Raw genomic sequence first — 12,010 nt, 5'->3', positions numbered from 1 at the left:
GCTTATTCTTCGACGCCGTGTTCAGCGTCGAGCTTGTTCATGCGCCAGGCGTAGAAAAAGATCAGCACCAGGAACACCAGGATCGAGCCTTGCTGCGCAAACCAGAATCCCAAATCGGCACCGCCGACGGAAATCCCCTTGAGCGCGGGGCGCAAGATGATGCCAAAACCGAATGATACCAATGCCCAGACCACCAGAGAGATCTGGATGATCCGCACATTGGCGGCCCAATACGCGTTGTTGTTTTGTGGTTCCTCTGCCATTTTCAGGCTTCCTCCCTTGTTGACGATTGAAAGCCGCAGGGTTGAGCCCTGCGACTTTTCCCCTCCCTGTTACGCGATGGCTTGTTGAATAATCGCGTTCAGCTCTGTGGCGACCTGATCAATCTCGCCCATGGCATTGATCCGTTGCAGGTTACCTTGTTTCTCATAATATGTGATTAACGGTGCGGTCTGTGCATGATAGGCCGCCAGCCGTTGGCCCACCGTTTCAGCCTTGTCATCGGGCCGTCGGACCATGTCGGTGCTGGCGCATTTGTCGCAGACGCCGGGTTTGGCGGGTGTTTTGAACGTATCATGATAGCCTTCACCGCAGTTGCCGCAGGTGTAACGCCCGGCAATGCGGTTGACCATTTCCGCATCATCGACATCCAGCGACACGGCGGCATTGATCCGTTGCCCGCTTTCGGCCAGCAGTTTATCAAGTGCTTCTGCCTGCACAGTCGTGCGCGGGAAACCGTCAAGGATCACGCCTTGTGCGGTGTCGGGTTCGGCCATCCGGTCTTTCAGGATCGCCAGCACGATGTCATCGCTGACTAGCCCGCCTGCGGTCATCACCGCCTTGGCGGTTTTGCCGGCCTCTGTCCCCGCAGCAACAGCGGCGCGCAACAGATCGCCGGTGGATAGCTGCACCAGACCGAAACGGTCCTGCAACATCCGCGCCTGCGTGCCTTTGCCCGCGCCGGGAGGGCCCAGCAGGATCAACACGGCGGGGCGGGTCATCGTCTCTGCCCCGCTCATGGTTTGTTCATCCGGTTCTCGATCAAGTTGTCGACCACGGATGGATCGGCCAGTGTCGATGTATCGCCCAAGGTGCTATGATCATTCTCGGCGATCTTGCGCAGAATGCGGCGCATGATTTTGCCGGACCGGGTTTTCGGCAGACCGGGCGCCCATTGGATCAGATCCGGGCTGGCGATCGGGCCAATCTCAGACCGGACCCATTTCACCAGATCCTTGCGCAGATCCTCGGATGGTTCGACCCCGTTCATCAAGGTCACATAGGCATAGATGCCCTGACCCTTGATGTTATGCGGGTAACCGACCACTGCAGCCTCGGCCACGTTGGCATGCGCGACAAGGGCGCTTTCGACCTCTGCCGTGCCCATCCGGTGACCCGATACGTTGATGACGTCATCGACGCGACCGGTGATCCAATAATAGCCATCCGCATCGCGGCGGCACCCGTCGCCGGTGAAATAGTAGTTTTTGTAGTCGGCGAAATAGGTCTTCTCAAACCGTTCATGGTCGCCATAAACCGTGCGCATCTGGCCGGGCCAGCTGTCCTTGATGCACAGCACGCCTTCAGCAGCGGTGGTGGTGATTTCCTCGCCCGTTTGCGGGTCAAGGATCACCGGCTGCACGCCGAAGAACGGCAATGTCGCCGATCCGGGTTTGGTCGCTGTCGCGCCCGGCAAAGGTGTCAGCAGATGACCGCCGGTTTCGGTCTGCCACCAGGTATCGACGATGGGGCATTTGCCCTTGCCGACGACATCATTGTACCAGTTCCACGCCTCTGGATTGATGGGTTCGCCCACTGTGCCAAGCACCTTGATGCTGGACAGGTCGTATTTCGCGACCGGATCGTTGCCATGTGCCATCAACGCGCGCAGGGCTGTGGGGGCGGTGTAGAACTGGTTCACCTTGTGCTTTTCACACACCGCCCAGAACCGCCCCGCATCGGGGTAGGTCGGAACACCTTCAAACATGATCGTCGTGGCACCATTGGCCAGCGGCCCGTAGACGATATAGCTGTGGCCGGTGACCCAACCCACATCGGCGGTGCACCAGAAGATATCGCCATCATGGTAATCGAACGTGTATTGATGCGTCATTGCGGCATAGGCCAGATAGCCGCCTGATGTATGCACAACGCCCTTTGGCTGGCCGGTGGAACCCGATGTGTAAAGGATGAACAGCGGGTCTTCGGCATTCACCTCGACCGGGGTGGCGTAATCATCCGCCTCCATCGCCATTTCATTGTAATCGTAATCGCGGCCTTCGGTCCATGTTGTCTGCCCGCCGGTGCGGCGCACGACAAGGCATTTCACGCTGTCCTTGCAATGCAGCAGGGCAGCATCGGTGTTGGATTTCAGCGGCGTTGACCGGCCACCGCGCGGCGCATGATCGGCGGTGATCACGACCTTCGCATCACAACCGTTGATCCGCGCGCCCAACGCATCAGGCGAAAAGCCTGCGAAAACGATGGAATGCACTGCGCCGATCCGAGCGCAGGCCAGCATGGCATAGGCAGCCTCTGGGATCATCGGCAGATAGATCACCACCCGGTCGCCCCGGCGCACGCCGAGCGTTTCGAGGATATTGGCCATCCGGCAGGTCCGGCGGTGCAATTCCTTATAGGTGATATGCTGGGCCGCATCCTTGGGATCATCAGGTTCCCAGATGATCGCTGTCTGGTCGCCACGGGTGGCCAGATGCCGGTCGATGCAATTGGCGCTGACGTTCAGGGTGCCGTCTTCGAACCATTTAATATCGATATTGCCGGGTGCAAAGCTGGTGCTTTTGACCTTGGTGAAGGGCTTGATCCAGTCGATTCTTTTGCCATGTTCGGCCCAGAATTTTTCCGGGTCCGCGATGGATGCGTCATACATCGCCTGATACTGCTCTGCCGTGACATGGGCCTTTGCAACAAAGTCCGCAGAAGGCGCAAAACGGGCGTCAGTATTCGTTGTATTTGTCATGAATCCTCCAATTCTATCCCCGGCTTTTACAGCCGCTGGCGCGGATCATTTGCATGATCACTGCGCCATCTCCTCGGGTGACAAAGTAGCAGAATGCTGGAAGTTTCAAATAAGATAGAGATTTTGTTCGATTGTAATGTAAATAATTTTACAATTTAAGTAAAATAGTCTGTCAAAAACCTCGCGCCATCAGAAAATTTATTTCTACAACAATGCCTTGTTAGCCTGCGTAGCTTGCCCCTTCCTCGTCGAGGATCGCCTTCAGCTCGGCCAGATGGCGAATGTCCTGTTCGGGATAGGCTTCCAACTCCTGCGCGGTCTTTTCGGCGATATCGTCAGGCAGCACGCGCAGGGGCTGGCCGGTCTGCAGGGCGCGGATATAAGTCTCTGCCGCGCGTTCAAAATAATACAAGCGGTTGAATGTTTCCGCGACCGTGGCTCCGATGATCAGCACGCCATGGTTGCCCATGATCATCACCTTTTGCTTGGGATCAGTGAACAGGGATGCACAACGCGCGCCTTCATCCTCGAACGCCAGCCCGCCATAGCCGTCATCGATCACATAGCGGTTGAAAAAGGTGCAGCAATTCTGGTCAATCGGCGGCAGGCGGCTGTCCTTGAGCGACGCGAGCACCGTGGCAAAGATCGAATGCACATGCATCGCGCAGCGGGCATGCGGCACCAACCGGTGAATGCCGCCATGCAGGCCCCAGGCGGTTGGGTCGGGCGCGTTCGGCCCTTCCAGCGTGCTGGGATCATTGGCGTCTACCTCGATCAGATCGCTGGCCTTGATCCGGCTGAAATGCATCTGATTGGGGTTCATCAGGAATCGCGTGCCATCATCATTGATGGCCAGACTGAAATGATTGGCGACACCTTCATGCAGGTTCAGCCGCGCGGTCCAGCGAAAGGCCGCAGCCATATCAACGCGTTCAGCCCAATGGGTCATGTTTTGTGTGTGCTGGTTCATGGCGGCTCCTTGGATTTTCGGTTAGCGCAGCGTAAAGGTTGCGCTGACAATAGCAAAAGGAAAGCATCATGACATTCAAGCCCGCCACATGGCCACGCAAACTGCGGTCGCAGGAATGGTTCGGAGGGTCGTCAAAGGATGCGATTTATCACCGGTCCTGGATGAAGAACCAAGGCCTGCCTGCTGATTTGCTGGATGGCCGTCCTGTCATCGGGATCTGCAACACATGGTCGGAACTGACCCCCTGCAACGCCCATCTGCGCGATCTGGCCGAACGGGTAAAATTCGGCGTCTATGAGGCTGGCGGTTTCCCGGTTGAATTCCCCGTATTTTCGCCCGCTGAATCGAGCCTGCGCCCCACCGCGATGATGTATCGCAACCTTTGCGCCATGGATGTCGAAGAGGCGATCCGTGGCAAAAGCATGGATGGCGTTGTCCTGCTCGCTGGCTGCGACAAGACCACGCCTGCGCTGCTGATGGGGGCAGCATCGGTCGATCTGCCCGCGATCCTCGTCTCTGGCGGGCCGATGCTGAACGGCCATTTCCGTGGCGAAACAATCGGGTCCGGCACGCATCTGTGGAAATTCTCCGAAGCCGTGCGCGCGGGCGAGATGACGGCAGAAGAATTTGTCGAGGCAGAGGCGTCCATGTCCCGCTCGCCCGGGTCCTGCAACACGATGGGCACGGCGAGCACGATGGCCTCAATGGCAGAGGCCTTGGGCATGGCCCTGTCCGGCAATGCGGCCATTCCCGCCGTCGACAGCCGTCGCCGCGTGATGGCGCATCTGACCGGGCGCCGTATCGTGCAGATGGTCAAGGATGATCTGAAACCATCCGATGTGATGACCAAACAGGCGTTCGAAAACGCGATCCGGACCAATGCGGCCATCGGCGGGTCTACCAATGCAGTGATCCACCTGCTTGCCATGGCGGGCCGGACCAAGGATGTGACACTGACCTTGGACGACTGGGACCGGCTGGGCCGCGATGTACCCACGATTCTGAACCTGATGCCGTCGGGCAAATACCTGATGGAGGAATTCTTTTACGCCGGAGGCCTGCCTGTCGTGATCAAACGTCTGGGCGAGGCGGGGTTGCTGCACAAGGACGCGCTGACCGTGTCCGGCACCAGCATCTGGGACGAGGTCAAAGAGGTCCGCAACTGGAATGAGGATGTGATCCTGCCGGTGGAAAAAGCACTGACCAAATCAGGCGGCATTGCCGTGCTGCGCGGCAACCTCGCCCCCGGTGGCGCGGTGCTGAAACCATCCGCCGCGACGCCTGCCTTGATGCAGCATCGCGGGCGTGCCGTGGTGTTCGAGGATATCGACGATTACAAGGCCCGCATCAACGATGATGATCTCGATATCGACGAAACCTGCGTCATGGTGCTGAAAAACTGCGGCCCGCGCGGCTATCCGGGCATGGCCGAGGTCGGCAATATGGGGCTGCCACCAAAGATTTTGAAAAAGGGCATCACCGATATGGTGCGGATTTCCGATGCGCGGATGTCCGGCACCGCCTTTGGCACCGTGGTCCTGCATACATCGCCCGAGGCGGCGGTGGGCGGCCCCCTCGCCGTGGTCCGGAACGGCGACATGATCGAGGTGGATGTGGCCGGTCGTCGCCTGCATCTGGATATTTCCGACGATGAATTGCAGGCCCGTCTGGCGGCCTGGTCGGCGGATACATCTGGTGCCAACCCGCGCCCGACCAGCGGCTATGCGATGCTTTATCATGACCGCGTCATGGGGGCGGATACAGGTGCCGATTTCGATTTTCTCGTCGGGCATCGCGGCAATGCTGTCGGCAAGGAGGCGCATTGATGCGCAACATCTGCCTTGTCGGCATCGGCAAGATCGCCGTTGACCAGCACGTCCCCGCCATCGCCGCCAGCCCCGACTGGCAATTGGCCGCCACCGTCAGCCGCGCCGGATCGGTGGACGGCGTGCCCGCCCACAGCGACTTTGCGCAGATGCTGGCAGACCGGCCCGACATCGGTGTCGTGTCGCTCTGCCTGCCGCCGGTGCCGCGCTATGATTACGCCGCCGCCGCCATCGCGGCGGGGCGTCATGTGATGCTGGAAAAACCCCCCGGCGCGACCTTGGCCGAGGTGCAGGCGCTGGGCGCCATGGCGCAGAATGCAGGCGTCACGCTTTACACCACATGGCACAGCCGGATGGCGAAAGGTGTCGCACCCGCCAAAGCATGGCTGGCGGACAAAACCATCACCGCCGCGCATATCACCTGGAAAGAGGACGTGCGCCGCTGGCATCCCGGTCAGGACTGGGTCTTTGCACCGGGCGGCATGGGCGTGTTTGATCCGGGCAGTAATGCGCTGTCGATTATGACGGAAATCCTGCCCGCTCCTGTGCATTTGCGGCAGGCCGATCTGTTCTTTCCCGCCAACCGCGACACGCCGATTGCGGCTGATCTGACATGGACCGGCAATGTGACGGGTCAATTCGACTGGCGTCAGGAAGGCCCGCAAAGCTGGGACATCACGGTAGAAACCACCACAGGCATGCTCGCCCTGCATGACGGCGGCGCACGGCTCGTGATCGACGGGGCAGAGGTGGCGGCAGGTGCCGACCGCGAATATCCTGCCCTCTATGACCGCATGGCCGCACTGGTGAAAACAGCGGCATCCGAGGTGGATATCACCCCGATGATCCATGTCGCCGACGCGCTGACCCTTGGCAAACGCCACGTGGTCGAGGCGTTTGATTTCTGACTAAACCCTTGCATCGTCGACGTAAAAATATCCCCGCCGGAGGCTGCCCCGGAGGGGCAATCCGGCGTTCACAAACTGCCAAAAATTTACCATTTGATAAAAAATAAAACTGTGGCAGCATGATCTGGACAAGCCAGACAGGATGCAGCCATGTCCAACCCGATGACTACCGGAATAGCACCAGCGCGATTGCCCGCTGACCAGCTCGCCCAGAACTTTACCGATCTGCACGCGCCGCTTGACCGGCATGAGGCGCGGGTTGCGGCGGACCGGTGCTATTTCTGCTACGACGCGCCCTGCGTCACGGCCTGCCCGACAAGCATCGACATCCCGCTGTTCATCCGCCAGATCAGCACCGGCACGCCGGATGCAGCGGCGAAAACCATCTTTGACCAGAATATCCTTGGCGGCATGTGCGCCCGCGTCTGCCCGACCGAGGATCTGTGCGAACAGGCCTGCGTGCGCGAAACGGCCGAGGGCAAGCCGGTCGAAATCGGCCGCCTGCAACGCTATGCCACGGACACGCTGATGGCGCGACAAAGCCATCCGTATGACCGTGCGCCGGTGACCGGCAAAACCGTGGCCGTGGTTGGCGCCGGGCCTGCGGGTCTGGCCTGTGCACATCGCCTTGCAATGCTGGGGCATGATGTGACGATCTTTGACGCCAGGACCAAACCCGGTGGCCTGAACGAATTCGGCATCGCCGCCTATAAGTCCACCGATGATTTCGCCGCGCGCGAGGTGGATTGGCTGATGGGGATTGGCGGGATCACGCTGCAAACCGGCAAGAAACTGGGCGCAGATCTGACGCTCGATGCGCTGGCCGAGGATTATGACGCGGTGTTCCTTGCTGTCGGCCTTGGCGGTGTGAATGCCCTGCATACGGCGGGCGAGGACAAGGACGGCGTCTATAACGCTGTCGATTTCGTTTCTGTGCTGCGACAGGCCAGTGATTTGACGGCTCTGCCGGTGGGTCGCGATGTCGTGGTCATCGGCGGTGGCATGACGGCGGTAGATGCGGCGGTGCAGTCGAAACTGCTTGGCGCGCAGAACGTGACCATCGCCTACCGGCGCGGTCGCGACGCGATGGGTGCCAGCCGCTATGAACAGGACCTCGCCGCGTCCCGCGGCGTACGGCTGTTGCTCAACGTCCAGCCTGTCGCGATCCACGGCAACGGTGCCGTGCGCGAGGTGGAACTGGAATATACCGCCGATACCGGCGCTGGGCTGGCAGGTACAGGTGAGACGATCCGCCTGCCCGTCGATCAGCTATTCAAGGCGATCGGTCAGACGCTGGAAACCGATGCCGGACTGGCGCTGGAAGGTCGCAAGATCGCGGTAACCGGCACAGGCCGCACCAGCCGCGCCGGTGTCTGGGCAGGCGGCGATTGCGCCAGCGGTGGCAACGATCTGACCGTGACCGCCGTGGCCGAAGGGCGCGATGCGGCGATGGATATCCACGCGGCCCTGACCGTCTGAACGCAACGCGTCCCGGACTTGATCCGGGACCTCTGACAAAACCGACCGCGAGGTCCAAGGGCACAGGCCCGGGACGGCGGCGGAACACAAAGGATAAAGCCATGGCTGATCTGACAACAAATTTTCTGGGCATCACATCCCCCAACCCGTTCTGGCTGGCCTCTGCCCCGCCCACTGATAAGGAATACAACGTCCGCCGCGCCTTTGAGGCGGGCTGGGGCGGCGTGGTGTGGAAAACGCTCGGCTCCGAAGGGCCGCCCGTCGTCAACGTCAACGGCCCGCGATACGGCGCGATCTATGGGGCGGACCGGCGGTTGTTGGGGCTGAACAATATCGAACTGATCACCGACCGCCCCTTGCAGACCAATCTGGATGAAATCACCCGCGTCAAGGCCGACTACCCCGACCGCGCCATCATCGTGTCAATCATGGTGCCTTGCGAAGAACAGGCGTGGAAAGACATCCTGCCGCGTGTGGCCGAAACCGGTGCAGACGGGATCGAACTGAACTTCGGCTGCCCGCATGGCATGTCCGAACGCGGCATGGGCGCGGCTGTCGGGCAGGTGCCCGAATATATCGAAATGGTCACGCGCTGGTGCAAGCAATATTATGACAAGCCGGTGATCGTGAAACTGACGCCCAATATCACCGATATCCGCCAACCAGCAGCCGCTGCAAAGCGGGGCGGGGCCGATGCGGTCAGCCTGATCAATACGATCAATTCGATCACCTCGGTGAATCTTGATACCATGTCGCCGGAGCCATCCATCGACGGCAAAGGATCACATGGCGGCTATTGTGGTCCGGCGGTCAAGCCCATCGCTTTGTCGATGGTATCCGAAATCGCGCGCCACCCGGACACACGCGGCATGCCGATCAGCGGTATCGGCGGTGTCACCACATGGCGCGATGCGGCGGAATATATCAGCCTCGGTTGCGGCAATGTGCAGGTCTGCACGGCGGCGATGACCTATGGGTTCAAGATCGTGCAGGAAATGATCAGCGGGCTGTCGGAATGGATGGATGAAAAGGGCTATACTTCGGTCGAGCAGGTCGTCGGCCGCGCGGTGCCCAATGTGACCGACTGGCAATATCTGAACCTTAATTACATCGCGAAAGCCAAGATCAGCCAGGATGATTGCATCAAATGCGGGCGTTGCTACGCCGCGTGTGAGGACACCAGCCATCAGGCGATTGCGATGTCGGCAGACCGGACATTTACCGTGATCGACGCCGAATGCGTGGCCTGCAACCTGTGCGTCGATGTCTGCCCGGTCGAGAATTGCATCACGATGGAGGCGATGGCACCGGGGCAGGTCGATCCGCGCACCGGCAAGGTCGTGCAAAAGGAATATGCCAACTGGACAACGCATCCGAACAATCCGGGGGCTGTCGCGGCCGAATGATCAGGGCTGCAATATCCGGCTGATCACATGATCCAGATAGGTGGCGGCCCCGGCATAGGGATCGCTGCCGGGCATCACCGCCTGCACCTGCACATCAAAATCGGCGTAATGCTGGGTCAGCGCCCAGATCGAAAAGATCAGGTGATAGGGGTCGACAGGTGCGATCTTGCCCGCATCGGCCCAAGAGCGAATAACCGTGGCTTTCTCATCCACCAGGTTTTTCAGATCACTGTGCAGGATGGTTTCGATCCGTGGTGCGCCTTGCAGGATTTCATTGGCAAACAGGCGGCTTTCGCGCGGGTAATCCTTGCTCAGCGCCAGTTTGCGTTGCGCATAACCCATGATTTCCTTGACCGGATCTCCATTGCCGTTCAGCGCCTTGAGCGGGTCGAGCCAGGTTTCCAGCAGACGTGCCAGCAGGGCGGCATGAATCGCCTCCTTCGACGGGAAATAATACAGCAGATTGGGTTTCGACAGCCCCGCCGCATCTGCGATCTGATCCAATGTGCTGCCGCGAAAGCCGAATTGTGAAAAGATATCCAGCCCCGCCGAAAGGATCGCCGCCTGATTGCGTTTCTGGATGCGGGTCGGCGGTTTTGTCATGATCAGCGGGCGCTCATTTTTTAGGCTGTAGCGCCCCGGATGGGTCCGGTTTGCTGGCATAATAAGCACCTGCCAATGGTTCACGCAGAAAACTTGACTGGTGCTGTTCCTCTGTTAGCGTTGTTTTGACCATCTGGTCAAACCAAGAAACAGGAGAGCCCGATGCCATCCCCCGGCGAGAACCTCAAGATCAATGGCGAACGTCTCTGGGACAGTCTGATGGAGATGGCCAAGATCGGCCCCGGCGTGGCGGGTGGCAATAACCGCCAGACCCTGACCGATGAGGATAGCGCAGGGCGGCATCTGTTCCAGTCATGGTGCGATGCGGCGGGCTGCACCATGGGTGTGGATGAAATGGGCAATATGTTTGCCCGGCGTGAGGGCACTGATCCCGATGCGCTGCCGGTGTATGTCGGGTCGCATCTGGATACCCAGCCCACGGGCGGTAAATATGATGGTGTCCTGGGGGTTTTGGGCGGCTTGGAAGTGATCCGCACGCTGAATGATCTGGATATCAAGACCAGGCATCCGATTGTGGTGACCAATTGGACCAATGAGGAAGGCACGCGGTACGCGCCGGCGATGCTGGCCTCCGGCGTCTTTGCAGGCAAACATTCGCTGGATTGGGCCTATGACCGGGTGGACGCCAAGGGTAAAAAGTTTGGTGATGAACTGGACCGCATCGGCTGGAAAGGCCCCGAAAAGGTCGGTGAACGCAAGATGCATGCGTTCTTTGAATTACATATCGAACAAGGCCCGATATTAGAAGCCGAAGGCAAACAGATCGGCGTCGTCACCCATGGGCAGGGGTTGCGCTGGGTACAATGCACGGTGACCGGCAAGGAAAGCCACACCGGATCGACGCCGATGCATATGCGCAGGAATGCGGGGCGCGGGCTCGCGTTGGTGACCGAACTGGTCCATGAAATCGCGATGAAGAATCAGCCCAATGCGGTGGGTGCCATTGGGCATATCGATGTTTCTCCCAACAGCCGCAATATTATCCCCGGCAAGGTAGTCTTTACCGTCGATATGCGCACCCATCTGCTGGACAAGCTGAATGCGATGGTTGTGGAGCTGATGGATCGGGCGCCAAGGCTCTGTGAAGATATCGGCGTGACATTCGAGGCCGAAATTGTCGGCCAGTTCGACCCGCCTGCCTTTGATGAAAAATGCGTCGCCGCCGTGCGCAATGCGGCGGAACGGCTGGGTTACTCCCATATGAATATCATTTCCGGCGCAGGCCATGATGCCTGTTGGATCAATGAAGTCTATCCGACCGCGATGATCATGTGTCCCTGTGTCGATGGGTTGAGCCATAACGAGGCAGAAGAGATCACGCCAGAATGGGCGGCAGCCGGGGCGGATGTGCTGTTTCACGCGGTGGTCGAAACGGCGGAGATTGTCGGGTGAGGGTGTCGGTGAACACATCCGCAGTCCCGGACTTGCTCCGGGACCTCTTACCATGCTGGCGTGGAGGTCCCGGATCGGGTCCGGGACTGCGTTGGGGGTTTTTTAACCTTTCGCGACTATGCATTCAGCATGGCCTTTTACACCTACATCGCTTCCTGCAATTCCAACACGGCGATCTATATCGGCGTGACCGGCGATCTGTTCAAACGCATGTCGGAACATCATTCCGGGCAAGGCAGTGTCCACACCGCCAGATACCGCATCCGCAAGCTGGTGTATTTCGAGACTTATGCAACCTTGCCAGAGGCCATCGCGCGGGAACGCAAGCTGAAACGATGGCGGCGCGACTGGAAGAACGCGCTGATCAAGGAAATCAATCCAAACTGGTCCGATCTGATCATGGAGGCTTCATTTCTCTGAGGTCC

Annotated in this window: 11 protein-coding genes; 6 read left to right on the top strand and 5 right to left on the bottom strand. The window is 59.5% G+C overall.

Features of this window, described 5'->3' with window-relative positions; translation table 11 throughout:
* Window positions 1-2: 2 nt before the first annotated feature.
* The 4 genes from VOY09_RS03905 to VOY09_RS03890 form a co-directional block, all read right to left on the bottom strand.
* Window positions 3-263, bottom strand: coding sequence for a DUF4212 domain-containing protein (locus VOY09_RS03905; RefSeq protein ID WP_322893079.1), 261 nt, complete (start codon window positions 261-263; stop codon window positions 3-5).
* A gap of 69 nt (window positions 264-332) precedes the next feature.
* The gene (locus VOY09_RS03900) at window positions 333-1,019 is read right to left on the bottom strand and encodes an adenylate kinase (RefSeq protein ID WP_322893078.1); all 687 of its coding nucleotides are present in this window, start codon (window positions 1,017-1,019) and stop codon (window positions 333-335) included.
* Complete coding sequence (acs, locus tag VOY09_RS03895) at window positions 1,016-2,980, bottom strand: acetate--CoA ligase (protein ID WP_322893077.1); 1,965 nt, start codon at window positions 2,978-2,980, stop codon at window positions 1,016-1,018. Before acs ends, VOY09_RS03900 begins: the two co-directional genes overlap by 4 nt.
* Window positions 2,981-3,200: 220 nt before the next feature.
* On the bottom strand, window positions 3,201-3,950 hold the full coding sequence (locus VOY09_RS03890) for a class II aldolase and adducin N-terminal domain-containing protein (RefSeq protein ID WP_322893076.1): 750 nt from the start codon (window positions 3,948-3,950) through the stop codon (window positions 3,201-3,203).
* Between the two features lie 68 nt (window positions 3,951-4,018).
* On the opposite strand from VOY09_RS03890, the gene araD reads away from it, so the two are divergent.
* The 4 genes from araD to preA all read left to right on the top strand — a co-directional run bounded on the left by araD (window position 4,019) and on the right by preA (window position 9,569).
* A complete protein-coding gene (gene araD / locus VOY09_RS03885; protein WP_322893075.1) occupies window positions 4,019-5,776 on the top strand; it encodes an L-arabinonate dehydratase in 1,758 nt (585 codons plus the stop codon).
* A complete protein-coding gene (locus VOY09_RS03880; RefSeq protein ID WP_322893074.1) occupies window positions 5,776-6,684 on the top strand; it encodes a Gfo/Idh/MocA family protein in 909 nt (302 codons plus the stop codon). Before araD ends, VOY09_RS03880 begins: the two co-directional genes overlap by 1 nt.
* 150 nt (window positions 6,685-6,834) lie before the next feature.
* Window positions 6,835-8,163 (top strand): NAD(P)-dependent oxidoreductase, encoded by a 1,329-nt coding sequence (locus VOY09_RS03875; protein WP_322893073.1) that lies wholly within the window; start codon window positions 6,835-6,837, stop codon window positions 8,161-8,163.
* 101 nt (window positions 8,164-8,264) lie between these two features.
* Window positions 8,265-9,569, top strand: coding sequence for an NAD-dependent dihydropyrimidine dehydrogenase subunit PreA (preA, locus tag VOY09_RS03870; RefSeq protein ID WP_322893072.1), 1,305 nt, complete (start codon window positions 8,265-8,267; stop codon window positions 9,567-9,569).
* On the opposite strand, the gene VOY09_RS03865 is transcribed toward preA, so the two are convergent.
* A complete protein-coding gene (locus VOY09_RS03865; RefSeq protein WP_322893071.1) occupies window positions 9,570-10,172 on the bottom strand; it encodes a TetR family transcriptional regulator C-terminal domain-containing protein in 603 nt (200 codons plus the stop codon).
* A 162-nt stretch (window positions 10,173-10,334) separates the two neighbouring features.
* Here VOY09_RS03865 and VOY09_RS03860 point away from each other — a divergent pair, with 162 nt between their 5' ends.
* Together VOY09_RS03860 and VOY09_RS03855 are read left to right on the top strand one after the other, a co-directional pair.
* Entirely contained in the window at window positions 10,335-11,585 is a 1,251-nt protein-coding gene (locus tag VOY09_RS03860) for a Zn-dependent hydrolase (RefSeq protein ID WP_322893070.1), read from the top strand.
* 129 nt (window positions 11,586-11,714) lie between these two features.
* Window positions 11,715-12,005 (top strand): GIY-YIG nuclease family protein, encoded by a 291-nt coding sequence (locus VOY09_RS03855; protein ID WP_322893069.1) that lies wholly within the window; start codon window positions 11,715-11,717, stop codon window positions 12,003-12,005.
* Window positions 12,006-12,010 lie beyond the last annotated feature (5 nt).

This window comes from Yoonia sp. 67-2 (genome assembly GCF_035117555.1).
Lineage (GTDB): Bacteria > Pseudomonadota > Alphaproteobacteria > Rhodobacterales > Rhodobacteraceae > Yoonia.
Note: the sequence above shows the minus strand (reverse complement) of the source record. Positions and strands in the feature narration are given on the sequence as shown.

Coding starts and splice junctions, on each gene's coding strand:
- VOY09_RS03855 (WP_322893069.1), top strand. CDS start 11,715: ATGGCCTTTTACACCTACATCGCTTCCTGCAATTCCAACACGGCGATC.
- VOY09_RS03880 (WP_322893074.1), top strand. CDS start 5,776: ATGCGCAACATCTGCCTTGTCGGCATCGGCAAGATCGCCGTTGACCAG.
- araD (WP_322893075.1), top strand. CDS start 4,019: ATGACATTCAAGCCCGCCACATGGCCACGCAAACTGCGGTCGCAGGAA.
- acs (WP_322893077.1), bottom strand. CDS start 2,980: ATGACAAATACAACGAATACTGACGCCCGTTTTGCGCCTTCTGCGGAC.
- VOY09_RS03875 (WP_322893073.1), top strand. CDS start 6,835: ATGTCCAACCCGATGACTACCGGAATAGCACCAGCGCGATTGCCCGCT.
- preA (WP_322893072.1), top strand. CDS start 8,265: ATGGCTGATCTGACAACAAATTTTCTGGGCATCACATCCCCCAACCCG.
- VOY09_RS03900 (WP_322893078.1), bottom strand. CDS start 1,019: ATGAGCGGGGCAGAGACGATGACCCGCCCCGCCGTGTTGATCCTGCTG.
- VOY09_RS03890 (WP_322893076.1), bottom strand. CDS start 3,950: ATGAACCAGCACACACAAAACATGACCCATTGGGCTGAACGCGTTGAT.
- VOY09_RS03905 (WP_322893079.1), bottom strand. CDS start 263: ATGGCAGAGGAACCACAAAACAACAACGCGTATTGGGCCGCCAATGTG.
- VOY09_RS03865 (WP_322893071.1), bottom strand. CDS start 10,172: ATGACAAAACCGCCGACCCGCATCCAGAAACGCAATCAGGCGGCGATC.
- VOY09_RS03860 (WP_322893070.1), top strand. CDS start 10,335: ATGCCATCCCCCGGCGAGAACCTCAAGATCAATGGCGAACGTCTCTGG.